We start from the raw sequence: 25,037 nt of genomic DNA on the forward strand, positions 1-25,037 counted from the left end.
TGCGGCGCTTCGTTTGCTCGTTGCTCTTGTTTCCTTTACTTTTATCCAAAAATTTATACCGTTTTGAAATCAATATTAACCGAACAGCAGGTAGCGTTGAGCGTAAAGCGGCTGGCGCACCAGGTGTTGGAAGATCACCTCAGCTTGCAAGAAACGGTGCTTATCGGCATTCAGCCGAGAGGCATTTACCTGAGCGATAGGATTGTGTATGAATTAAAAAATTTAGTAACCCCTTCAGCTATTCACTATGGCAAGCTGGACATTACTTTTTATCGCGATGATGTGCGCAGCAATTTGCATATTCCCAATGCCACCGATATTCCTTTTAGCATAGAAAACAAACAGGTTATTATTATAGATGATGTGCTGTGGACGGGCAGAACCATCCGCGCTGCTTTGGATGCATTGCAGGATTTTGGACGCCCCGCCAAAGTGCAGTTGTGCGTGTTGATAGACCGCCGCTTTAGCCGCGAATTTCCCATTCAGGCAGATTATGTTGGCAAAACCATAGACACTTTTCCTTCACAAAAAGTGCTGGTACACTGGAAAGAAAAACATGAGGTAGATGAGGTGGTGTTGATGTGAAGATACAAGAGGCAAGTCATAAGGTGTAAGACTGTTCAGTTCGGGGAAAATAGTCAAAGAAATAAAATTTAAAAATTAACACATTTCACCAGCTAAAAGTTATGTCACAAGAGTTGGAGGACAGGTTTTGTAAATTCACGGAAAGGATAAGCATTTTTTGCAGCAGTTAAAATGGGACATTATTAATAATGAATATAATAAACCTGGTAAGAGCTAGTAACTCTGCTGATGCCAATTACATAGAACCTGCTGATAGCTTAGGCATTGCAGATGAAAAAATGAACCGCAGGATCGCCGCCGTGAAGCAAAAGGAAAGCATACACTGCTAAAATTGATTTTATTATATGAAGAAGCACAGAACAGCCTTGCCTGATGAAGCAGAATAAAGAAGGAAAATTCCTTCTGCCATTATTAAAAAACCTGTATAATATTTCCTCTTCACCTGCTCCTTGTTTTAAATCTTGTCTCCTCTCTTGTTCATTATTTCTCTTGTTTCCTGAATCTTGCTTCTTGTTTTCTTAAATCTTTTATCTTCGCTTTTTAATGAAACTATCCACGCCACATCTGCTGGGCATTAAAGATCTTGCCAAAGAAGATATTGCGCTTATTTTATCTACCGCTGCACAGTTCAAAGAAGTTTTACAGCGTCCTGTAAAGAAAGTCCCGTCGTTGCGCGATGTAACGGTGGTAAATTTGTTTTTCGAAAACTCTACACGCACACGCATGTCTTTTGAACTGGCAGAAAAACGCTTATCTGCCGATTCGCTCAACTTTACTGCCAGTGCTTCTTCTGTTGCCAAGGGCGAAACGTTGCTGGACACTGTCAACAATATTTTGAGCATGAAGGTAGATATGGTAGTAATGCGGCACAGCGCCAGCGGTGCACCGCATTTTTTGGCAAAACACATACCGGCAGCCATCATCAATGCAGGCGATGGGATTAATGAACATCCCACGCAGGCATTGCTCGATGCGTATTCCATGCAGGAGAAACTCAATCGTTCGCTCGAAGGTTTGAAAGTGGCAATTATTGGTGATATTATGCACAGCCGTGTAGCGCTTAGCAATATTTATTTACTTACTAAAATGGGCGCTGACGTAACCGTAGCCGGACCGCCAACACTCATTCCAAAATACATTAGCGAAGCCTTGGGCGTGCGGGTAGAATACAATGTACTAAAGGCATTGCAATGGTGCGATGTGGCTAATGTGCTTCGTATTCAATTAGAACGCATGAACCAACCCTTGTTTTCTTCCTTGCGCGAGTACAGTTTGGCGTATGGTATTAATAAAAAAATGCTGGACAGCCTCAACAAAGAAATTGTGATTATGCATCCGGGACCAATCAACCGCGGGGTGGAACTGGACAGCGATGTAGCCAATGGCCCACATTCCATTATTCTCAACCAGGTAGAAAACGGGGTAGCGGTGCGCATGGCGGCTTTGTATTTGCTGGCAGACAGAGATTAAGACCTCACCCAAGTCCGCTCCACAGGAGCGCGCTTAGAAGGTTAGTTTAATTAATGGTTGATTTACATTTTTATTCAACCAAATGTCCCACATCTACAATAGCATTTTATCCATTTTCATTCACTATTGACCATTCGCTATTCACCATTATTACTCACAACTGATAATTCACCATTCACAAACTCATCACATGTCGCGTATCTGTTTATTTCCCGGCACTTTCGATCCCATTACTTTGGGGCATATAGATATTATTAACCGTAGCCTTAGCCTTTTTGATAAAATGTTTATTGGCATTGGTAAAAATGCCAATAAACAGCCCATGTACAGTGAGGAGCAGCGGCTGGAATGGATAAAAACAATTTATAAAGACGAGCCGCGTGTAGATGCCTTGATTTATGAAGGTTTAACTGTGGATTGCTGCAAAAGCGTAAATGCTACCTACATACTCCGCGGCATTCGCTATGTAAGCGACTTTGAATACGAAAAAGTAATTGCTGATATGAACCGCAGCCTCGACCACAATATCGAAACTATTTTTCTTACCTGCGCACCACAGTTTACTTCAATTGCCTCTACCCTGGTAAGAGACGTAATACGCCACGGCGGCGACGCCAGTTCCTTTGTACCCGAACCCGTACGGCAATCTATTTATGGAAATAAGCAGTAAGCATAAGTTTACAGGTTCACTAGTCCGGATGCTGCGGTATTCAGGTATATAGGTCTATAAACTATTAGTTGCCGGAGCTTTATTTACCTGCATTATTATGTGTTGTTACATTAGCGCAATAAATAGTTTATGTATAACAACTAATTTACTTTTACTGCCTGTTATTTGCTATATTTTTTTAGCATGAAAAAAATTATTCTCCTACTGTTTATTGTAACTATTATCGCAGGCTGCATATTCGCCTGGATGGTGTTTGGCAGTGCCACTACATTTGATGCAAAATCGAAGTACATATATGCGTACGATTCTCTGCCGCCGAAGCAGCAAATTGAGCAGCAGTTGCAGGATAGTAATTATATAAGAAACCTGTGGCTCTTCAATATACTCGCCGACCGGATGAATGTTTGGAACCGGCTGAAGCCCGGACGCTTTGAAATAGAAAAAGGGGAAAGCCTGATAGACCTTGCACGCCGGTTGCGCAACAATGTGCAGGCGCCTGCCCGGTTGGTCATTAATAAATTGCGCACCTCAAACGACCTGGCAAAACTGGTTGGCAAAAATTTTTCTACCGATTCGGCGCAAGCCTTACAATTTTTAACCAGTAATGACTCTTTGCAGCCATTAGGTGTGGATACGAATACCTTGTTTACGCTTATTATCCCGGATACTTACATTATCAACTGGAATAGTTCGGTAAAAAAAATATTGCAGCGCCTCGATAAAGAAAGAGACAAGTTCTGGCACGAAGACCGCCGCCTTGCAAAAGCCGATAGCCTGGGATTATCACCAAAACAGGTTTATACGCTTGCATCTATTGTGGAAGAAGAAACCAATAAAAATGATGAGAAAGGCGAAATTGCTTCTGTTTATATCAATCGTTACAAAAAAGGCATGCCACTGGGTGCCGACCCGACCATCAAATTTGCGCTAAAAGATTTTGCATTGAAAAGAATTTTGTACGGGCATTTGCAGGTAGCATCGCCTTACAATACGTACCGCAATGCTGGCTTGCCGCCCGGGCCAATTTGCACGCCTTCGGAAAAAACGATTGATGCGGTATTGAATGCTCCTTCCACAGATTATCTTTTCTTTGTAGCTAAAAGCGATTTCAGCGGCTATCACCAGTTCAGCAGCAATTATGCCCAGCACCAGCAGTATGCCAAGCAGTACCAGCAGGCGCTGAACGAGCGTGTAGCCGCGAAGCAAAAAGCACAATAAGCCTTGATAAAACTGGAACGCATATTATTCACTTCGGGTCCTGTTTCATTCATCAGGGAATGGAGCAAAAGGCATACGCTGCCAGGCTTTCAGGGCATCTGCTTATACGATGTATTTTCTGTACTGGCTGCACAAATAAAACAACATGGTTTAAACATCCGCGCCGCAGCTATTTCCTTCAATTTAGTAATGGCCATTCCGGCCATTCTGCTTTTTTTATGCACCCTGGTACCTATTGTGCCCGGCTCGCAGCAGGTGTACAAAGAATTGCTGCATTTTGTAAGAGATTTTACACCTAGCTCCGACACTAAAAAAGTGCTGGTTCAGCTTTTGAATGACTTTTTTAAAAATAATACTACCGGACTTATTTCTATAGGCTTTTTACTGGTGGTCTTTACAGCATCCAACGCCATGATGGGCGTTATTCGCGCTTTTGACCGTTCGCTAAATGAAAAAAGGAAGACCAATTTCATCAAAAAAAGGTTGCGTGCCATTCGCTTGATCAGTATGCTTATCGGACTGATTATTGGCACCATCCTTATTTCGGTGGGACAAGGATATATGTTTGGTAAAATCATGTCGTGGCTCAATATCCATAATGCCACATTGCAAGCTATTATTCAAAATTCCCGGCTACTGGTCGGCTTCTTTTTGTTTGTATATGCTATTGGTTATATTTATAAATATGCGCCTTCTTATACCATCAGGCGCAAGTTGTTTACACCTGGTGCTGTTATTGCCGCCATACTTATGATCGCAATTACTTCTCTTTTTTCTTTTTGGGCGCAAAACATGTCCAATTACAATAAAGTATATGGTTCGATTGGCTCGCTGATCATCATCATGCTGCTTATTTTTCTTAATTCATTAATGCTGTTGATTGGCTATGAATTAAACTTAAGCATATACATTTTGGCAGCTAAGAGAAAATTGAAAGAATCGAAAAAAGAAAATAATCCTGTTCGTAAAGAATGACCGGATAATCTTCAGTTCAATAGAACCATAAATTTCCAACATTATATTAATACTTGCATTGCTACATTTGCCCCGTTCATTTTTTTGTATGAAAAAATTTCTGGCAGCCCTTTCTATACTCCTCTTTGTTGCATGCAACAACAACGATACTAATAGCGGCAATATTTCTGTTGAAGATAACAGCAATCCGCCCCCGCCGGCTATTAATTATTCCGTAGTAAAAATGTATCCGCACGATACTTCCTTCTTCACCGAAGGATTGATATGGCATAATGATCACCTGTACGAAAGTACGGGACTGGAAAATAAAAGCCGCCTGGTAAAAACCGACCTCAACAATGGAAAAATTGTACAGGAATCTAAAATGCTGCCAACAGATTTTGGTGAGGGCATAGCCATTTTAAACGGTAAAATTTATCAGCTTACTTACCAGCAGCACAAAGTATATGTGTACGATTTAACAACCTTCAAAAAAATTCAGGAGTTTAATTGGCCCTACGAAGGCTGGGGCATGACTACAGATGGCAAGCACCTCATTATCAGCACAGGCAGCAGCAATCTGTACATTGTAAACCCGGATAATTTTCAAATAGTAAACACAGTAAGCGTTACTAACAATTATGGTCCGGTGGGAAAAATAAATGAACTGGAATATGTAAACGGAGCCATTTACGCCAATGTTTGGTTTGAGAATATTATTCTAAAAATTGATCCTCAAAGCGGTCAGGTAGTTGGACAAATAAACTTGCAGAACTTAGTACAAAACAGTGGCATTACACTCAACGATCCTAATGAGGATGTATTGAACGGCATTGCTTACGACAGCACTAAAGATGCTTTATACATTACCGGCAAGCGCTGGCCGGCGCTGTTTGAAATAAAGCTGAACAAACAACATTAATCTGAAACGACTTTTAACCCAATAACAGAAGCGATTAACGTAAAAATGAAAAACAGCCGCCAGAAGTCGGCGGGTTCATTAAAAAATAGAATGCCAACAATCACCGTACCTACCGAGCCGATGCCGGTCCATACTGCATAAGCGGTGCCTACCGGTATGGTATCCACTGCTTTATACATCAGCCAAAGGCTTACAAAAAGGAATACTAAAAATAGTACCGTCCAGAAAATAAATGGAGAGCCGGTGGTATCTTTCATTTTTGCCAACGAAATACTGAAACCTATTTCCAGGAGACCCGCAATAATTAGTAGAAGCCAATCCATATCAAACAATTGTAAAAAAGCCTGCAAAAATAGCGCAGCATTTGCACGATAAAAGAGCAAAGGCGCTAAATGCCTAACTTCGCACACCAAATTCTGTATTTATATGCAAACAATAGAACTTACACGCGAGCAGTTGGAGTATGGCTTTGTAGCTACAGATGCCAATGGTCACCGCGTGCAAATAGATTCCAGCCCCGAAAGTGGGGGTAAAAATTATGGTGCGCGTCCAATGCAATTATTACTGATGGGGCTTGCAGGTTGCAGCGCTATAGATGTGATTAGTATATTAAATAAACAACGACAAAAAGTTACTGACTACAAAATGGTAGTGCGCGGTGAGCGCGAACACGGCAAAGAACCATCTTTGTGGAAGGATATTGAAGTAGAATTTCATATTTATGGTGATGTAGAACCGGCCAAAGCACAGCGTGCAGCCAACTTATCTATAGAAAAGTATTGCAGCGTAGCGGCTACGCTAATTGCAGCCGGCACCAACATTCAGTACAAAGTATTAGTGAATGATGTAGCTGCTGTACAAACAGCATGAACGGGAATGGCAGGTTTGTGAGTAGTGAGAATTATTAATTGTAAGTAAAAGAATAGGGTGAGCAATAAAAGGTAAAAAGTGAGAACAGGCTTTCCTCACCATTCACCATTGGCAATTCACATAAAGTACTCACTGCTCACAACTCCACACTCATATTCACTACTCACAACTAACAATTCACAATTTAACAACTCATAATAAAGAATGGATAAAAACAACTGGCATCCGCAAACAAAAGCTGTACGCATGCGATCTACCCAGACGCAGCACATGGAACACTCTGCACCTATGTATCTCACCAGCAGCTTTACGTTTGAGGATGCGGATACTATGCGCGGCGCCTTTACCGAAGAAAATGATGCCAATATTTACAGTCGTTACAGCAATCCAACAGTAGATGAATTTGTAGCTAAAGTATGCGCGCTGGAAGGCGCAGAGGCGGGCTTTGCAATGGCTTCGGGCATGGCAGCCGTGTTTGCCAGCCTTATTGCGCCGCTAAAGGCAGGCGATCATTTACTGTGTTGCAGTTCGGTATTTGGCAGCACCTTTACTATTGTTACCAAATATTTTCCGCGCTATGGCATTGAATACACGATGGTGCCGGCAAATGACAAAGAAGCATGGGAAAAAGCGGTGAAGCCCAACACCAAAATGATGTACTTAGAAACGCCTACCAATCCGCAGTTGGAAATTATAGACCTGGAATGGGCGGGACAATTTGCAAAAAAACACAACATTATTCTCAATGTGGACAATTGCTTTGTTACACCGCTGTTGCAACAGCCTATGGCTTATGGAGCGCATCTCGTAGTACATTCTGCCACCAAATGGATGGATGGGCAAGGGCGTGTGCTGGGTGGCGTTGTAGTTGGTAATAAAGATTTAATAAGAGAAATCTATTTGTTCTGCCGCAATACAGGTCCGGCGATGTCGGCTTTTAATGCATGGATATTGAGCAAAAGCCTGGAAACACTGGACGTACGCCTGCAACGCCATTGCGAAAATGCAATAAAAATAGCGCAGGTCTTAGAAAAAAATGATAAAGTAGCCTGGGTTAAATATCCTTTTCTGCCCAGTCATCCGCAATACGATATTGCCATCAAGCAAATGCAAGCAGGTGGCGGTATTTTGTGTTTTGAAATAAAGGGTGGCATTGAAAAAGGCGTAAATTTTCTGGATGCTTTGGAACTGCTTTCCTTAACATCTAACCTCGGCGATTCGCGCAGTATTGCATCGCACCCGGCAAGTACCACCCATTCTAAACTTACCGAAGCAGAAAGATTGGCAGTAGGTATCACACCCGGTTTAATAAGAATATCCGCAGGTCTGGAACATGCCGATGATATTATTGCAGATATTATGCAGGCTTTGGATAAAGCCTAACTAAAAAGCTGTTTTTCAGAAAAAATAAACGCTGACAGGGTTCTAAATCCTGTCAGCGCTTTGCTACAGCAGGATGATGTTCATGCGCCAACTATTGCCAAACAAAAATTTCTAAACCATTTTTTATTAAACAAAAACAATCCGGAACTTAAATGCTTCGGGGGTTAGCTGATGGCATCAGGTATATCTGGGTTAATACTTATATATCTACCTGTATTTTTATATAAATCGCTTTCCTCTTACTACAAACTCTTTTTGCATCAATACCCTATTCTCCAAACACTTCATTTCCCTGCCCTCCACGTTTAACACCAGCTTTACAGTTTTCTACAGAATTGCTTCATAAGTGCCACTCACTTTTGGTGTACAAAACAAAAAACTATTAGAAACATGACATTTAAACAATTGATTGCTGTATCCGCGATAAGTGCAGCCACTGCCATTAGCGGCGTATGGGTGTATGGCAAATATGAAAATGGAGATTTGCTGGCTTCCATCAAACCTTCGGCTAATTACATTTTTCAGCCTGCAAAATATACGGAAAAAGATGCCATAGTGCCATCCGTTAATTTTGAGAATGCAGCGGCATCTGCAACGCCGGCCGTAGTACACATCAAAGTAATGCAACAGCCAAGGCAGCAAAGCTTTAATCCTTTTGCGCAAAACGGTAGCGGTTTTTTTGATGGTTTTGGTGGCATGTCGTACAAAGATGGAGAAGATAATGCTGATGCTGGTAGCAATGTACGGCAGGTAGGTTCTGGCTCCGGCGTGCTTATCAGCAAAGATGGCTACATTGTTACCAACAACCACGTAGTGGAGAAAGCCGATGGTTTGCTCGTTACATTGAATGATAAAAAAGATTATAAAGCCAAAGTAATTGGTACCGACCCCAGTACCGATCTGGCAGTTATCAAAATTGAAGGCAACAACTTCCCTTATCTTTCTTTCGCCAACTCCGATGATGTGAAGGTTGGTCAATGGGTATTGGCAATTGGTTATCCTTTAAACCTCGAAACCACCGTTACTTCGGGCATTATAAGTGCCAAATCAAGAAGTATTGGTATTAACGGCCGAAATAGCGAGGCGCCTATAGAATCATTCATTCAAACCGATGCTGCCGTTAACCCCGGCAATAGTGGCGGTGCATTGGTAAACACCGGTGGTGAATTAATTGGTATTAACTCCGCTATTGCTTCGCCCACGGGTTCATACGCAGGTTATTCTTACGCTATTCCATCCAATCTGGTACGCCGTGTTGCAAGTGATATTGTGAAATATGGCAGCGCGAAAAGAGCGTATTTAGGTGTGCAATTTGGTAGCGACCAGATGAGCGATGCTGATCGTAAAAAATACAATATTCCCGATGGTGACGGCGTATATGTAATGGAAGTTGCGCAAGGCAGCGCCGCCGAAAAAGCAGGTATTGAAAAAGGTGATTTTATTACAGCTATCAACGGCACTGCTATTAACACCGGAACTGAAATGGTTGGCAAGATTTCTTCGCTTCGTCCTGGCGATAAGATAGAAGTAACTTATAAGCGCAATGGTGCCGAAAATACAACTACGGTTACCTTGCAAGGTGCTGCAGGCAATTATCAACAGCAGCCAGATAGAGGTAGAAATGAATTCAACAGCGAGGGAGATGAATAAATAAATGAGCAGTTTCATTCTTTGTTTAAAGGCTTTGTTCGATAGCAAGATGAAATAGGTAAAGACAGCAATATTGGTTTTCTTATTAAACAGGAATACTGCAACCATGAAGCCCGCCTATAAAAGGCGGGTTTTTTGTTATTGAGAAACGAAGCAATTTTTACTGATGAAAATCCTAATTATAGAAGATGATACAACCTTGCGGGAATCTATGGTGCAATACTTAGAACACCAGGGTTTTGTATGCGAGGCAGTAAGTGATTTTAAAACAGGAAAAGAAAAAGTGGCTGAGTTTGTATATGACTGTATTGTAGTGGATATTGGCTTGCCTTATGGCAGCGGTTTGGATATTGTAAAAGAACTGAAGTACATGGAATCGAAAGCCGGAATTATTATTGTTTCAGCCAAAAATTCGTTGGAAGACAAACTGAATGGGTTAGACCTGGGCGCCGATGATTATCTTTCCAAACCTTTCTATTTATCCGAACTTACGGCACGTATTAATGCTATTATCCGGCGGCGAACATTTAGCGGCAGCAAAGCAATAAAATTTAATGAAATAAAACTGGAACCGGAAGCGCGAAGGGTAATGGTAAACGACAAGCCGGTTGAGCTTACCGATAAAGAATATCAGTTGCTGGAATATTTTATTGCCAACCAGCGCCGCCTGCTTACCAAAGCAGCTATTGCCGAGCATGTGTGGGGCGATGAATACATACACGTAAGTAATTACGACTTCATTTATACCCACATCAAAAATGTAAGAAAAAAACTGATAGATGCCGGCAGCGGCGATTATATAAAAACGGCGTATGGTGCGGGCTATCGTTTTACAGATACATGATGTTTGGCCATTAATCTGAAATCAATATAATAGTCTGGATATCAGGATAATAGCTAACAGATAACGTTTGGCAGAAAGAACAAAGGCTTACAGGCTTGTATAATAAGTATTTAGAATCTTAATGTATAAACTATCCTTTAAAGAAAATGTGCTGCTTTATGTCCTGTGGGTTTAAGGGCGTATTTCATCATTTTCACTTCATTAAGTTCCATCGTTTATGAAGCTTCTTACAAAAACCACTTTATATTTTTTAGCCGCTATGGTTCCTTTATTGGCGGTAGCCGGCTTTTATTTGTTTAATAAATTTAGCAAAGAAATAAACAGCCGCAGCGATAAAGAGTTGATAAGCGAAGAATATGAATGGATAAAATACCTGGAATCTGAAACAGCAAACGGAACGAGCTTTATTTTAAAATCGCCCGATATCACCATTTTCCCTACCGATGCTGCCGCTACTCCCTATGCCACACTTACCAACATATATGGCTATAATGCACAAGGCGAAAAAATTCCGTTCCGGCAGTTGTCGCAGGTAATAGCTATTGGCAATATTCCTTACCTCATTACGATACGGCAATCGCAGGAGCAAAAAGCAGCTTTGGTGACCGATGTTACCCGCATTATGTTTTTCGTTTTTGCAGGACTGTTTATTGCTACTCTAATTTTCAATTGGGCAATCAGCAAGCAATTATGGGCGCCATTCCGGCGCTCGCTACATAAAATAAGAGGCGCCGAACTGCAAAAAATGCAAGCCATCTACTTTGAAGAAACCAGCACACAGGAGTTTAACGAGTTAAATACAGCGCTAAACTATATGACCGGCAGAATATACAGGGATTTTGTAAATATGAAAGAATTTACAGAGAATGCAGCACATGAAATGCAAACGCCTATTGCAGGTGCACAAAGCAAATTGGAATTGTTGCTGCAGGATGCCAACTTAAAAGAAGAGCAGGTGCAAGCTATTTTGCAGGCTACGGATGCCTTAAACCGGTTAAGTAAATTAAACCAAAGCTTGCTGCTACTGGCAAAAATTGAAAATAATCAATACGAAACGGGCGAAGCCGTATCTTTTAAAGCAGTAAGTGAGAAATATTTATCACTTTTTGATGCTTTTATTAAGGATAAACAAATAATAATAAAGACAAACTTTGAAGAAGATTTTAAAACAGCTTTGCATTCATTGCTGGCAGACTCACTCATCTCCAATCTTTTGGGTAATGCTATTAAATACAATTATAAAGGTGGAACAATTGAAATTAAAACCAATACAAATAGCTTTTCTATCAGCAACACCAGTATGCAACCATCTATTCCAAAAGAAAAATTATTTACCCGTTTTAACAGTGCCAACAACAGCGAAGAACCGTCCAATGGTTTTGGGTTAGCCATTGTAAAGAAAATTGTGGATACGAATAATCTGCATATTACTTATGATGCAACTAATGGGGTACATCGTTTTACCATACTGAATGTTTTATAAAACATCCCCTGAATACACTTTAATAAAAGTAGTCTCAGCGCAATCAGCCCATCATTGCACAAATGCCGCTAAAATGTGCACTTAACTGTAGCATCCAATTTGAATTTACTACAGTCTACAGTCCACAAATTCCGCACAAAGCCGCCGTTGCGGTGATTTTGAAGCTGTCTTCCTGCTGGCAGCAATTGAGGAATGACAGGCTGAATGTAAAACTGTATTAATAATACGCTATTTCGCCAGGCTTTGCAGCACATCATATTTCGTTACAATGTGGTAATCGCCTTTTTCGTCTTTTGCCAACACTGCTCCGTTTTCTTTAGTAATAAGGCTGCTTAATCTTTCTACCGGCGTTTCAAAAGCTACCAGCGGGTATGGCTTTTCCATTACATTTTCAACTGCTTCGCTTTTAATATCCGGATTATTAAACACTTTTTGAAACAAGCCATTTTCACTCACCGAACCAATTGGTCCATTGCCATTCATAACCGGGATATGTTCTATATCATATTGCTGCATCAGTTCTACGGTTTCGGCAACCGTATTGGTTGGCTGCACAGTTATTAATCTTTTTGTACCGCGCCCATTAATAATGTCTTTAAATGTTTTTACATCCAAAAAGCCCCGCTCCATCATCCATTGGTCGTTGTACACTTTTGCTACATAGCGGCTGCCGTGGTCATGGAAAATAATTACGACCACATCATCCTTTTTCAAGCTGTCTTTCAGTTGAAATAAGCCCTGCAATGCACTGCCGGCGCTGTATCCAACAAATATACCTTCTTCCTTAGCTATGCGCCTTGCCATTACCGCACCATCCTTGTCAGTTACCTTTGTAAACTTATCAATCACGCTCATATCGTAGTTCTGAGGCACAAAGTCTTCCCCTATTCCTTCGGTAATGTATGGGTGCACTTCTTTCATATCAATCTCACCGGTTTCAAAGTATTTGGTTAGCAAAGAGCCGTAGCTATCCACTGCCCACACTTTAATATTTGGATTTTTTTCTTTCAAATATTTTCCTGCGCCGCTTATTGTTCCGCCAGTGCCGGTAGCTACAACGAGATGCGTTACTTTACCTTCGGTTTGCTCCCAGATTTCAGGACCGGTTTGCTCGTAGTGCGCCAGCCGGTTAGCCAGATTATCGTATTGATTTATATAAAAAGAATTGGGAACTTCGGTGGCTAATCTTTTGGAGACAGAATAATAACTTCTCGGGTCTTCGGGCTCTACATTGGTAGGACAAACAACTACTTCAGCACCTACCGCCTTCAATATATCTACCTTTTCCTTGCTTTGCTTATCGGTAGTAGTAAAAATACATTTGTAGCCTTTGATAATGGCTGCCAGCGCCAAGCCCATTCCGGTGTTACCACTCGTACCTTCTATGATGGTACCGCCGGGTTTTAGCTTTCCTTCCTGCTCCGCTACCTCAATCATCTTTACAGCCATTCTGTCTTTGATGGAATTGCCAGGATTAAAATATTCCACTTTAGCCAACACTGTACAAGGCAGGTCTTCCGTTATTTTATTCAGCTTTACCAGTGGTGTATTGCCAATGGTTTCCAGAATATTGTTGAGCCACATAAACAAGGTTTTTTACAAAGATAATTGAATGGTAGCGCCGGCATATTCCGATTTAGTTACGAAAACGCAAAGACAAAGATTTTTATACATTTTTACTTTCGTGTACCAGCAACTATATTCCTTTCTTTTTGGCAGGCATTTCCACATCCAAAATTTGGGCGCTTATTTCTTTGTTACTCATGCAATAATATCTTAATATTTTGTACTCTTTGTGTTTTAGAGTTTTTGTGGCGTTATACCAAGTTAAAAATAAAAAGCCGTTGCAATGCAACGGCCATATACCAAACGTGAGTAGTAAGCAAATTAGAAATAAAACCAGCTTAATAAAGCCTGCGGAAAAATGCCAAAGTAAATAATAATAGCAGCCAACAGCAGTAATCCAATTTTGAAAGACATAGTTGGTGCTTCTACTACTGCCGCATCGCCGGCTTTGAAATACATAGCTTGTATTACTCTGAAATAATAATACACGCTAATGGCTGCGAATACCACGGCTGCAATCACCAGCCACAGGTAAGTACCGGTTTTAATAGCAGATTCCAGCATGAAAAACTTGGCAAAAAAGCCCGCTGTGAGCGGAATACCTGCAAGTGACAACAGGAAAATGGTATTGGTAAAAGCAAGTACCGGCTGCGTTTTACCCAGTCCATTATAGCCTTCAAAAGTAAAGTCTTTCATCTTTACCAATATGGCAAAAATACCAATGGTTGCAAGGCTGTAGGCAACGGAATACACCAATATACCTTCTTTGGCAACATCATTCATACTAAACAAAGCAAACAGCATAAAGCCAGCCTGCGCAATACTGGAGTAAGCCAGCATACGTTTTACACTCTGCTGAAAAACGGCAGTTACATTACCAACAAGCAAAGTACAAATGATGATGATAGCAAAAAGCAATTTCCAGTCAACGCCAATAAGTTTGTTGGTCTCTACGCTGGTGCCCAACATGCGGGCATCGAACAGTTTGATAAAAGCAATAAAGCCAGCCACTTTTACAATGGTTGCCATAAAAGAAGTAATTACTGCCGGCGCGCCATCGTACACATCGGGCGTCCAGAAATGAAAAGGTGCTGCCGATACTTTGAAACCAATAGAGACCATCAGCAATAGCATACCCATGATTTCTAAAAAAGAAACCGATAACTCAGACATACCATTAGCGCCTTGTTGCGGGCTGGCGGCATGTATTACTTCGATATTAAAAGAGCCGGTAGCACCATAAATGAGTGCAATGCCCATAAGCATTAAACCGGTAGAAAAAGAACCCATTAACAAATACTTCAGCGCGGCTTCATTGCTCATCATATTGCGCTTATCGCTACCGGTTAAAATATATAGCGGAATAGACAGTATTTCTATACCTAAAAACAGCATTAATAAGTTGTTGTAGGAAGATAAAATAGCAATGCCGCACAGCACAAAAAAAATCAATACAAAGTATTCCGCTACATAGGTGCCAATCTTTTGTATATCACGGCCGGAAAGCAGCACATATATTAAGGTAGAGGCAATGGCAATAGTGTTGAAAAAAAGACCAAAGTTGTCGTAGCTGAGCATGCCTTTGGTATTGATATGAAAAAGCGAAAAGCCGTGCATTTCGGCAATATTGCCAGCGAGCAGTAAGACTAAGCCAATACTTGCAATATGACGATAGCTGTTTTTATTAGGCACAAAAACAGAGCAGAACATCATAACGACACCTATAATAACCGAAAGTATGATTGCATTCATATTGCTTACCTACAATAAAATTTAAAATGTTTTTACCTGCGCCAATAAGGTCTTTACCGTATCACTCGTTAACTCAATCATCGGTTGCGGATATACCCCAAAGAACAATATCAGCACCACCAATACTGCCAATGCTACATTCACGCTGGCAGCGCTATCTCTTGCCTGCATAGTCAATTCGGATGTTTGTCCGTAAAATATTTTTTGCACCATACTCAATGTATAAGCTGCAGCGAGTATAATACTAACGATTGCAACGGCCGCAGCAATCCAATTGTACTGAAATAATCCATTTAACATCAAAAATTCACCAACAAACGAATTGGTTAGCGGTAACGATATATTAGCAAAAGCCATTACTACAAATAAAATTGCTAAGTCCGGCGCCTTTTGTGCCAAACCGCCCAACTGGCTGAACTTGCGCGTACCAAATTGTTGTTCTATTGCATCGGCAACTATCCACAAACCCAATACTACAATGCCGTGGTTGAACATCTGGATCATTACCCCTTGCAGCCCGGCTTCTTTACCGGCAAAGATGGCGGCACTCATTAGTCCAATATGGGCTATGGAAGAATAAGCGATCAAACGCTTCATATCATCTTGCCTGATAGCGATGAGTGAAGCATATATAATTCCTATAACACTGAGTACCACAACAAGTCCATCAAATTTTGCAACAGCCAACGGAAATACAGGTACACACCAGCGAATTACTGCGTAAATACCCATCTTTACCATTATAGCACTCAACATCATAGTAACGGCAGTGGTTGACTGCTCGTATGTATCGGGCTGCCAGGTATGAAAAGGGAAAATGGGCATTTTAATGGCAAATGCAATAAAAAACATCCAAAAGCCAAAGTTTTGCTCTGCTTGTGTGAGCTTCAAGTCGTAAAATGCCTGCAGTGCAAAAGAGTGTGCGCCCGGCGTTTTAAAATATAAATACAAAATACCAATGAGCATCAGCAACGAGCCTAAGAACGTATAAACGAAAAATTTAAAGGTTACAGGTATGCGCCGCTCGCCGCCCCACATAGAGCAAAGAAAGTAGGCCGGTACCAATGCCAGTTCCCAAAAGAAATAAAATAACAGGCTATCCGATGCCAAAAACACACCCATCATGCCAGCCTGCATCAGCAGCATGAGGCTGTAAAAGCGGCCTGGATTTTTATAATCATTCCTGTAAGTAGAGATGATAATAATAGGCAATGCTATGGCATTGAGCAATGCCAGCATTTTGCTCATTCCATCCAGCGACAGGCTAAAATTGCTGCCCATTTGCGGAAGCCACGCACCATTAAAAAACAGTTGGTTGTGGTTGGTTGAATAAACAGATAGAATAGCTAATGCCAGTGTTGCAAACGAAGCAATGAGTGACCATCCTTTAGCCCCTTTTCCGCTGTTTACAAATACAGCTACAAGTCCGGCAAATAATGGTATCAGTATCAAAAAAAGTGCAATCATATCTATTTACTTCTTACCCTTCTCCAGTGAAGAAAGGTTTGGATGAGATCTTAAAATATTTTTTGAATAAAAGCAATGATGATTCCCTGATTCCAGAATATCAGGAACAACACCACAATACTGAGCACCATGAACAGAAGGTAACTGCCTACCTGCCCGCTCTGCAGCAAGCGTAATTGCCGTGCAGAATACTGCACAAACCGGCCTGCACCATTCACTATGCCATCTATGCCAGACTTTTCAACTACATTTTTAAGGAAGCCGCCAAAGCTATTTACCGGCTTTACAACTGCGGCGTTATAAGCTTCATCCACATACCATTTATTTTCCAGCACTTTGCCCAGCCCGGTTTCCTCTTCTGCGGCGGGCTGATACTTGCTGTATTTACGCCATGCCCATACGATCATTACAATACTTAACACGGTTACAATGCCCATTAACATTAGCTCGTGTGTAGCATCGCCCAAATGCTCTGGCTGCAGCGCTTTTGATTGTGCAAATACAGGCGCCAAGAAGTGCTCGAGCCAGTGCGCATCTTTTGCAAATACTTCGGGAATACCAATAAAGCCGCCAACAACTGCAAGGATTGCCAACACAATCAATGGGATGGTCATAGCAGCAGGACTTTCGTGCAGATGGTGCTCGTGCGTACCTCTAAACTTGCCCAGGAAAGTAGCGGCATACAAACGGAACATATAAAATGCGGTCATTAATGCACCCGCAACACCAACCCAATACAAAACGGGATTGTGTAAGTCTGCCGCAGCTAAAATTTCATCCTTACTAAAGAAACCGGAGAGAGGCGGAACGCCTGCAATGGCTAAGCAAGAAAGCAGGAACGTAATATTAGTAATAGGCATCCACTTTTTCAGCCCGCCCATATAGCGCATGTCCTGCTCGCCGCTCATTGCATGAATAACAGAGCCTGCGCCGAGGAATAAACAGGCTTTGAAAAAAGCGTGTGTCATTACATGGAAAACTGCGCCGGTATAAGCCCCAACACCCAATCCTAAAAACATATAACCAAGCTGACTAACAGTAGAGTAAGCCAGCACTTTTTTAATATCATTTTGCTTCAATGCAATCGTTGCGCCCAATATAGCTGTAGCCAAACCGATGATGGCTACTACATTTTCGGTAAGCGGAGCCAGTGTATATAAAATATTGCTGCGGGCTATCATATAAATACCGGCAGTAACCATTGTTGCGGCATGGATGAGTGCAGATACCGGCGTAGGGCCGGCCATTGCATCGGGCAGCCACGTATATAAAGGTATTTGTGCGCTTTTACCGGCTGCGCCCAGAAATAATAATAAAGTAATGCCGGTTATATCAGTTCCGCTTAAGTTCTTATAATTAGCAAAAACATCTGCATAATTGAGGGTGCCTAATTTTTGTAGCAACCAGAACATAGCGAGCAAGAAGCCAACATCGCCAATGCGGTTCATTACAAAAGCTTTTCTTGCAGCCACATTGTAGTTATCCACTTTAAACCAAAAACCTATCAATAAATACGAACATAATCCCACACCTTCCCAGCCGAGAAACATGATGAGATAGTTGGCGCCCAACACAAGCAATAACATGGAGAAAACAAAAAGGTTGAGATAAGCGAAGTATCTGCCAAAATGCTTCGTTTCTTCATCGTGCATATAAGCAGTAGAATATACATGAATGAGGAAACCAACACCGGTAATGATTAATAAAAATATAGTAGAAAGCTGGTCAACCTGAAAAGCAAAACCGATATTAAAAGTACCTGTATTAATAAAGGTAAATAAGGGTTCAACCGGCAAAGCACCTTGCTCTTTTACCTGCAAAAACAAAAGAATACTTACAATAAAAGAAGCGAGTATAGCACCACTGCCAATGATGCCAATTAATGATTTGGACAATGATTTTCTCAGCAATCCATTGATGAGAAAACCAAGCAGCGGAAATAATGGTACTAAGTAAACTAAATTCATAAGCCCCCGCGGGAGTTTTTATAGTTAGAAGTGCCGCCGGTATTTCTCCTGTTAGGGCCGGGGCTGCGCCTCCTTAATTTTTCAGGCGATTCAAAAAATTCACATCCACCGAATGGGTGTTTCTATACATCATTACAATAATAGCCAATCCTACACTCACTTCTGCCGCTGCTACTACCATAATAAAGAATACAAATATTTGCCCATCAATACCCACATTGGCTGCATTGCGTGCGGCAGTATTCGTTGCGGCTGCAACAGGCTGCATTTTAGAAAACGCCACCAGCAGCAAATTCACGGCATTCAGCATTAGCTCGATACACATGAAAATGACGATAGCATTGCGCCGCGTAAGCACACCAACAATCCCGATGCAAAACAATGTTGCCGATAAGGCGATATAGTATTGAATTGGCATAAGCTTTAAATTCCCAAAGGAACTTTAAAAGTTAAAAATGTTTTCTGCCTTTCACCCTTTAGGGGCGGGGCGTTTAATTCTTTTTTCCTATAACTACTGCGCCCACCATAGCGCTTAAAAACAATATGCTGCTTACCTCAAATGGCACAGCATATTGGGTAAACAAAGTATGCCCTAAGTTTTTAATCAATCCTATATCCCCGGTATTTAACTGTGCTGTTTTGTTGGTTAAATCTACAGAAGTACGCACCACAGAAAGCAGCACAGCAAGCAACAAACCACCGGATATTACGCCGGCAAACTTCATCCACATGCTGCGTTTTGGTTCAATGGCTACATCCAGATTCATGAGCATAATAACAAACAAAAACAACACCATGATGGCGCCTGCATATACAATCAGGTTTACAATAGCAAGGAATTGGGCATTCAGCAAAATATAGTGCCCCGAAATAGCAAAGAAAGTTGCAATCAGCCACAATACACTATGCACCGGATTTTTACTTATCAGCACCATAATGGCACTTACAAGTGTCAGTACGCTTAAAAACCAGAAAAGTATTTCAGTAATGCTCATCTAAGTTGGTCTGTTTGCCCCGACTTGTCGGGATGAAATATTGAAAATGATTATCGTTTTCCAGTTAATCTATTTTCATTCGGTTCTAATCCCTTTGCTTTTGCATATGCTTCCGGTTCGGTCACGGGATTGGGTATCAGCAAATCTTCTTTAGTGTATATAAACTTTTTACGTGCGTAATCGGCAGGTGCTACTGTTTCGCTCAGGTAAACGGCATCCTTTGGACAAGCTTCTTCGCACAAGCCGCAAAATATGCAGCGCAGCATATTTATTTCGTATTTAGCAGCATATTTCTCCTCGCGGTACAGGTTTTCTTCGCCCAGTTCCCTTTCTGCTGCTTCCATCGTTATTGCTTCGGCAGGGCAAGCCAGCGCACATAACCCGCACGCCGTGCAGCGTTCACGCCCCTCTTCATCCCGGTTCAATACGTGCAGCCCACGCCACACACGGCTAAACTCTCTTTTTTGTTCGGGATATTGTATGGTTGCCTTTCTCTTAAAAAGGTGCCGCAACGTTATTATCATTCCCTTAAAAATTTCAGGAAGATAAAGACGCTCCCAAAAATTCATGGGTGCCCGGTCAACCGGTTTATTTCTATTTGTTAATGATTGCATTTCTTTTTCCTATCCCTTTCCCTTAATCGGTTACAAAAGTATTTGTATGTAAGTATGCTTCCAAGTTTTTTATAGTACACGTTAGTGGAACACAGGTGATACAGATTGAAGCACAGATTATTTTTGAATAATGATATCACTAATATATGACTCCTGCCCGACTGAAGCCCTCCAGGCGAGGATTAAACATGTTCATCTACTTACTATATCCTTTTCCATCCGTGTTATCAGTGTGCCATTATCTAATATGCTAAACTTATTTGTGCAGCCACAACATAACAGCGGCTGTTACGAGCATATTTACCAATGCTAAAGGCAATAATTTTTTCCAGCCCAAATTCATCAACTGGTCGTAGCGAAAACGCGGAATAGTCCAGCGTACCCACATAAACAGGAAGATGAAAAAGCCGATTTTTATCATGAATGCTATCAATCCAATAATTGCCGCAACATTGGGTGCCAGCGTACTTTCATCCAAAAAAGGCACATCATAACCACCAAAAAACAACGTAGCCATCACCGCACTGCTGATGAACATATTGATATATTCGGCAAAAAGATAAAAGCCAAGTTTCATGGAAGAATATTCCTGATGATATCCCATGTTGAGTTCGCTTTCAGCTTCAGGCAAATCAAAAGGAGTACGGTTGCACTCAGCAAAAGCGCACACTAAAAAGATAAGAAATCCCAATGGCTGATACACCACATTCCAGATGCCATTTTTCATTTGCTCCTCTACAATAGTTCTCATACTGAGTGAGCCGGTAATAAAAAGCAATGCAATAAGCGAAATGCCCATTGCCAGCTCATAACTAATGGCTTGCGAAGCGCCACGTAAAGCTGCCATTAAAGAAAACTTATTGTTGCTTGCCCAGCCGCCAATCATAATGCCATACACACCAAGGCTTACTACACCGAAAATGTATAAAATGCCAATGTTCACATCGGCAATTTGCAGTTGTACAGTAGTATCGCCAAACTGTAAGTGGCTGCTCCAGGGAATTACTGCACAGGTCATCAGGGCAGCAAGCATAGCAAGTCCGGGACCTAAAACAAATAATGTTTTGTTGGATGTATTAGGAATAATTTCTTCTTTAAAAAACAGCTTGCCGCCATCGGCGATCGGTTGTAAAATACCAAACGGACCAGCACGGTTGGGACCAATACGGTCCTGCATCCATGCAGCTACTTTACGTTCGAGATATGTCTCGTACATAGCTACCACCAGCGATACAGAAACAATGATAATAATGAGTATGAGCTTTTGCAATAAAAACCCCCAGTCGAAAGCGAGTAATACAGCAGATAAATTAATCATTTATAATTAGAGATTCTATTTTAATAATGAATTCTTTAGTTTTTTCATAAAGATGTAGGATATCTTTCACATTATAATCAACTTCATCATCATAATCAAATTCATGCCTTTTTGAAGATAATAAATCAAATGTTTTAGACTCTTCTATTGTTATCAGATTTTGTGAAGTTAGTTCAATATACACCTTTGATTTTACACCACTATGCGTTTTTACAACCCAGTTTTTTGAAGCGAAGAAAGCAGTAATTGCATAAAATGCTGCATAATACATTCTGTTTACGGCTGCTAAATATCTTTCATCCTGTAAAAGGTAATACGCATCACCTAAAGCCTGTCTGCATTTTTTGAGTCTTTGATCAATTTTCTCTTTATTCATAATACAACACCGTCTTGATGAATATTTATGAATAAATCAGAATTAACCTGCGCTCTCCACTTGATTTTATTTTTAATAATGGCATTGATTGCTGTTATATATCTTATTTGTAACGGAATTAAAACTTCTATGTATTTCAGCCGAACTGCATCACTTACTTCCTCATTCGTCAATATCAACACATCCCAATCACTTTCTTCATCAAAATCGCCACGTGCACGCGACCCAAACAGTAATACATCGGCAGTAGCATCCACAGACAGCACAGCTTGCTTAATCTCCTGTAATATGTTTTCCTGTGTGTTCATTTCCTTTATTCGTGCAATTCGAATTTTCGATAATTCGTGTACAAAAAATTGTACTATCAATTCGTATTCTACTCAATCTTTAAAATCATCCGAATGTGCCGGGCCTTCTATGAGGCTTATATTCCTGTCAGGTTCGTTCACTTCACTTACATCGTGAATCTGCAATTTGATACGGGGTTCACGTCCCATTACTTCGGGAAATGTTTCGTTTGGTACCACGGCATTTACATAATGCCCTTGCGATATAACGGAATGACGGTTTATCTCGCGCGGACCTTCTATTACCCAGTCGCTGGTTTTCTTTTTTTCAAATCGGCACTCATTACATATCCATGCTGTTTTACCATCGGGCAGGTCTTCTATCTCACCCCATTCATCCTTCCGCGCTGTTACACGAAATACTTCATCGCCACGGTTCCAAAGCGTTACTTTGCCACAACAATTTGGGCATTCGCGGTGTGCGTTCATCGGTTTTAAAAACCATACGCGGTTTTTAAAGCGGAAAGTTCTATCGGTTAAAGCCCCCACCGGGCAAACGTCTATCACATTACCAATGAAATCATTCTCCAGACTTTTCTCAATATAGGTCGCAATTTCAGCATGGTCGCCACGGTCTAGTATACCGTGCTGGCGCTTGTTGGTAAGTTGGTCGGCTGTATATACACACCGATAGCAAAGAATACAACGCGTCATGTGCAGTTGTATATAAGGCCCAAGGCTATGCTTTTCGAATACGCGACGCTGAAACTCATATCGGGTGTCTGCCTTACCATGCTCATAACTTAAATCCTGCAAGTGGCATTCACCTGCCTGGTCGCAAACGGGGCAGTCCAACGGGTGATTAATCAATAAAAATTCCACCACACCGGCACGTGCATCCAGCACTTTTTCGCTGGTAACGTTTTTTACTTCCATGCCGTCCATTACGGTAGTACGGCAACTGGCCACCAGTTTGGGCATGGGGCGCGGGTCTTTATCAGAACCTTTACTTACTTCTACGAGGCAGGTGCGGCATTTACCGCCGCTACCCTGCAATTTGCTATAGTAGCACATTGCTGGTGGCGTTACTTCGCCGCCAATCTTACGGGCTGCCTGCAAAATAGTAGTACCTGCCGGTACTTCTACCGTTCTGCCATCTATGGTTACTTTAAACAAAGGAGTTCCTTCTGCCATTGTACAAATTCTTTTTACCTAAACAACACTATTAACTATCATATAAAACAGTCCCTGCTTTATATTACTAAGCAACCACATTACGCTCATCGGCATAATGTGCCAGCCCGTAATTTCTTACCTGACTTTCCTGGGGGTTGAGCACATGCCACTCAAACTCATCGCGAAAATGGCGAATGGCAGCAGCAACCGGCCAGGCAGCGGCATCGCCGAGCGGGCAAATGGTATTGCCTTCTATACGGCGCTGAATATCCCACAATAAATCGATATCACTCAGTTTGCCTTTGCCAAATTCAATGTTTTTCAGAATTTTTTCCATCCAGCCGGTTCCTTCCCGGCAAGGCGAACATTGACCACAGCTTTCGTGGCGATAAAAACGGGCTAATGTAAGTGTATGACGTACTACGCACTGGTCTTCATCAAACACAATAAAACCGCCGCTACCCAGCATACTTCCGGTAGCAAAACCACCATCACTAAGGCTTTCATAGTTCATCATGCGGGTTTCACCTTTTGCTGTTTTGAGTAACAGGTTTGCAGGTAAAATAGGCACAGAGGAACCACCGGGAATACAAGCCTTTAAGCGTTTGCCGTTGGCAATGCCGCCGCAATATTCATCGCTGTAAATAAACTCTTCTACCGAAATGGTCATATCTATTTCATACACCCCAGGTTTGTTGATATTGCCGCAGGCAGAAATGAGTTTAGTACCCGTAGATTTTCCCACGCCAATTTTTGCGTATTCTTCGCCGCCCATATTGATGATGGGCACTACCGCCGTCAATGTTTCTACATTATTTACTACTGTTGGGCGGTCCCACACACCTTTAATGGCCGGAAATGGTGGCTTAATACGCGGGTTGCCGCGCTTGCCTTCGAGGCTTTCTATCAAAGCAGTTTCTTCTCCGCAAATGTATGCGCCGGCACCGCGTTGCACATAAATTTCGCAGTCGAAGCCGGTGCCTAAAATATTTCTGCCCAGCCAGCCAGCCGCTTTTGCTTCGGCAATGGCTTGCTCGAGAATATCAGGTATCCAGGCATATTCGCCACGGATATATATGTAAGTAACATTGCTGCCCAACGCAAATGAACTGATGATTAAACCTTCTATTAAAAGGTGTGGCAGAAACTCCATAAGGTAGCGGTCTTTAAAAGTACCGGGCTCGCTTTCATCGGCATTGCACACCAAATGGCGCGGCACGCCTTCGGGCTTTGCAATAAAACTCCACTTTAAACCGGTGGGAAAACCAGCACCGCCGCGACCACGCAAACCACTTTTTTTCACCTCGTCCACAATGGCTTCAGGCGTCATCTTCAACGCCTTTTCTACCGCAGCATAGCCGCCGTTCTTACGCCAGGCATCGTAATAGCGGATGCCTTCTATATTTGCTTTATCTAATAATAATTTTACTGACATATTGTATAAGCTATGAGCTGTGAGCTATTCGCCTG

At 41.7% G+C, this 25,037-nt stretch carries 25 protein-coding genes; 12 read left to right on the forward strand and 13 right to left on the reverse strand.

Going from position 1 to position 25,037, the window contains the following annotated elements; genetic code table 11:
* The first annotated feature begins 63 nt into the window (after positions 1 to 63).
* The 7 genes from pyrR (at position 64) to FC093_RS03530 (ending at position 5,819) form a co-directional block, all read left to right on the forward strand.
* Positions 64 to 585 carry a bifunctional pyr operon transcriptional regulator/uracil phosphoribosyltransferase PyrR gene (pyrR, locus tag FC093_RS03505; RefSeq protein WP_137260372.1) on the forward strand — a complete coding sequence of 174 codons (522 nt, stop codon included), beginning with the start codon at positions 64 to 66 and terminating at the stop codon, positions 583 to 585.
* A gap of 188 nt (positions 586 to 773) precedes the next feature.
* Positions 774 to 914 carry a hypothetical protein gene (locus FC093_RS23660; protein ID WP_170970983.1) on the forward strand — a complete coding sequence of 47 codons (141 nt, stop codon included), beginning with the start codon at positions 774 to 776 and terminating at the stop codon, positions 912 to 914.
* Positions 915 to 1,128: 214 nt separating this feature from the next.
* Positions 1,129 to 2,055 carry an aspartate carbamoyltransferase catalytic subunit gene (locus FC093_RS03510; protein ID WP_137260373.1) on the forward strand — a complete coding sequence of 309 codons (927 nt, stop codon included), beginning with the start codon at positions 1,129 to 1,131 and terminating at the stop codon, positions 2,053 to 2,055.
* A gap of 190 nt (positions 2,056 to 2,245) precedes the next feature.
* Positions 2,246 to 2,725 (forward strand): pantetheine-phosphate adenylyltransferase, encoded by a 480-nt coding sequence (coaD, locus tag FC093_RS03515; protein WP_137260374.1) that lies wholly within the window; start codon positions 2,246 to 2,248, stop codon positions 2,723 to 2,725.
* Between the two features lie 183 nt (positions 2,726 to 2,908).
* A complete protein-coding gene (mltG, locus tag FC093_RS03520) occupies positions 2,909 to 3,943 on the forward strand; it encodes an endolytic transglycosylase MltG (protein ID WP_137260375.1) in 1,035 nt (344 codons plus the stop codon).
* Between the two features lie 3 nt (positions 3,944 to 3,946).
* Positions 3,947 to 4,918 carry a YihY/virulence factor BrkB family protein gene (locus FC093_RS03525; RefSeq protein ID WP_137260376.1) on the forward strand — a complete coding sequence of 324 codons (972 nt, stop codon included), beginning with the start codon at positions 3,947 to 3,949 and terminating at the stop codon, positions 4,916 to 4,918.
* A gap of 88 nt (positions 4,919 to 5,006) precedes the next feature.
* Positions 5,007 to 5,819 (forward strand): glutaminyl-peptide cyclotransferase, encoded by an 813-nt coding sequence (locus tag FC093_RS03530; protein ID WP_137260377.1) that lies wholly within the window; start codon positions 5,007 to 5,009, stop codon positions 5,817 to 5,819.
* On the opposite strand, the gene FC093_RS03535 is transcribed toward FC093_RS03530, so the two are convergent.
* A complete protein-coding gene (locus FC093_RS03535; RefSeq protein ID WP_137260378.1) occupies positions 5,816 to 6,142 on the reverse strand; it encodes a DMT family transporter in 327 nt (108 codons plus the stop codon). The two genes, FC093_RS03530 and FC093_RS03535, sit on opposite strands and share 4 nt — an antisense overlap.
* A 103-nt stretch (positions 6,143 to 6,245) precedes the next feature.
* On the opposite strand from FC093_RS03535, the gene FC093_RS03540 reads away from it, so the two are divergent.
* The 5 genes from FC093_RS03540 (at position 6,246) to FC093_RS03560 (ending at position 12,049) form a co-directional block, all read left to right on the forward strand.
* Positions 6,246 to 6,689 (forward strand): OsmC family protein, encoded by a 444-nt coding sequence (locus FC093_RS03540; RefSeq protein ID WP_137260379.1) that lies wholly within the window; start codon positions 6,246 to 6,248, stop codon positions 6,687 to 6,689.
* A gap of 204 nt (positions 6,690 to 6,893) precedes the next feature.
* Complete coding sequence (locus FC093_RS03545; protein WP_137260380.1) at positions 6,894 to 8,072, forward strand: trans-sulfuration enzyme family protein; 1,179 nt, start codon at positions 6,894 to 6,896, stop codon at positions 8,070 to 8,072.
* A 390-nt stretch (positions 8,073 to 8,462) separates the two neighbouring features.
* Complete coding sequence (locus tag FC093_RS03550) at positions 8,463 to 9,722, forward strand: S1C family serine protease (protein ID WP_137260381.1); 1,260 nt, start codon at positions 8,463 to 8,465, stop codon at positions 9,720 to 9,722.
* Positions 9,723 to 9,888: 166 nt separating this feature from the next.
* Positions 9,889 to 10,566, forward strand: a complete 678-nt coding sequence (locus tag FC093_RS03555; protein WP_137260382.1) for a response regulator transcription factor — start codon at positions 9,889 to 9,891, stop codon at positions 10,564 to 10,566.
* A gap of 217 nt (positions 10,567 to 10,783) precedes the next feature.
* Positions 10,784 to 12,049, forward strand: a complete 1,266-nt coding sequence (locus tag FC093_RS03560; protein WP_137260383.1) for a sensor histidine kinase — start codon at positions 10,784 to 10,786, stop codon at positions 12,047 to 12,049.
* A gap of 228 nt (positions 12,050 to 12,277) precedes the next feature.
* On the opposite strand, the gene FC093_RS03565 is transcribed toward FC093_RS03560, so the two are convergent.
* From FC093_RS03565 to nuoF, 12 genes are all read right to left on the reverse strand, one after another.
* Complete coding sequence (locus FC093_RS03565) at positions 12,278 to 13,633, reverse strand: pyridoxal-phosphate dependent enzyme (protein ID WP_137260384.1); 1,356 nt, start codon at positions 13,631 to 13,633, stop codon at positions 12,278 to 12,280.
* A gap of 303 nt (positions 13,634 to 13,936) precedes the next feature.
* On the reverse strand, positions 13,937 to 15,367 hold the full coding sequence (locus tag FC093_RS03570; RefSeq protein ID WP_137260385.1) for an NADH-quinone oxidoreductase subunit N: 1,431 nt from the start codon (positions 15,365 to 15,367) through the stop codon (positions 13,937 to 13,939).
* Between the two features lie 21 nt (positions 15,368 to 15,388).
* A complete protein-coding gene (locus tag FC093_RS03575; RefSeq protein WP_137260386.1) occupies positions 15,389 to 16,834 on the reverse strand; it encodes a complex I subunit 4 family protein in 1,446 nt (481 codons plus the stop codon).
* Positions 16,835 to 16,884: 50 nt separating this feature from the next.
* Positions 16,885 to 18,801: an NADH-quinone oxidoreductase subunit L gene (gene nuoL / locus FC093_RS03580; RefSeq protein WP_137260387.1), complete on the reverse strand. Its 1,917-nt coding sequence runs from the start codon at positions 18,799 to 18,801 to the stop codon at positions 16,885 to 16,887.
* Positions 18,802 to 18,874: 73 nt separating this feature from the next.
* Positions 18,875 to 19,219, reverse strand: coding sequence for an NADH-quinone oxidoreductase subunit NuoK (gene nuoK, locus FC093_RS03585; protein WP_137260388.1), 345 nt, complete (start codon positions 19,217 to 19,219; stop codon positions 18,875 to 18,877).
* 73 nt (positions 19,220 to 19,292) lie between these two features.
* Complete coding sequence (locus FC093_RS03590; protein WP_137260389.1) at positions 19,293 to 19,796, reverse strand: NADH-quinone oxidoreductase subunit J family protein; 504 nt, start codon at positions 19,794 to 19,796, stop codon at positions 19,293 to 19,295.
* Between the two features lie 50 nt (positions 19,797 to 19,846).
* On the reverse strand, positions 19,847 to 20,410 hold the full coding sequence (gene nuoI / locus FC093_RS03595) for an NADH-quinone oxidoreductase subunit NuoI (protein ID WP_137260390.1): 564 nt from the start codon (positions 20,408 to 20,410) through the stop codon (positions 19,847 to 19,849).
* A gap of 256 nt (positions 20,411 to 20,666) precedes the next feature.
* Positions 20,667 to 21,728 (reverse strand): NADH-quinone oxidoreductase subunit NuoH, encoded by a 1,062-nt coding sequence (gene nuoH / locus FC093_RS03600; RefSeq protein ID WP_137260391.1) that lies wholly within the window; start codon positions 21,726 to 21,728, stop codon positions 20,667 to 20,669.
* Complete coding sequence (locus FC093_RS03605; RefSeq protein ID WP_137260392.1) at positions 21,721 to 22,104, reverse strand: HEPN domain-containing protein; 384 nt, start codon at positions 22,102 to 22,104, stop codon at positions 21,721 to 21,723. Before FC093_RS03605 ends, nuoH begins: the two co-directional genes overlap by 8 nt.
* The gene (locus FC093_RS03610) at positions 22,101 to 22,412 is read right to left on the reverse strand and encodes a nucleotidyltransferase domain-containing protein (protein ID WP_137260393.1); all 312 of its coding nucleotides are present in this window, start codon (positions 22,410 to 22,412) and stop codon (positions 22,101 to 22,103) included. The genes FC093_RS03605 and FC093_RS03610 overlap by 4 nt, the downstream gene beginning before the upstream one ends.
* Before the next feature lie 72 nt (positions 22,413 to 22,484).
* The gene (locus tag FC093_RS03615) at positions 22,485 to 23,585 is read right to left on the reverse strand and encodes a 2Fe-2S iron-sulfur cluster-binding protein (RefSeq protein ID WP_137260394.1); all 1,101 of its coding nucleotides are present in this window, start codon (positions 23,583 to 23,585) and stop codon (positions 22,485 to 22,487) included.
* A gap of 67 nt (positions 23,586 to 23,652) precedes the next feature.
* A complete protein-coding gene (nuoF, locus tag FC093_RS03620; RefSeq protein WP_137260395.1) occupies positions 23,653 to 25,002 on the reverse strand; it encodes an NADH-quinone oxidoreductase subunit NuoF in 1,350 nt (449 codons plus the stop codon).
* Positions 25,003 to 25,037: the final 35 nt, after the last annotated feature.

Source organism: Ilyomonas limi, from assembly GCF_005233845.1.
In the GTDB taxonomy this organism is placed as follows: domain Bacteria; phylum Bacteroidota; class Bacteroidia; order Chitinophagales; family Chitinophagaceae; genus Ilyomonas; species Ilyomonas limi.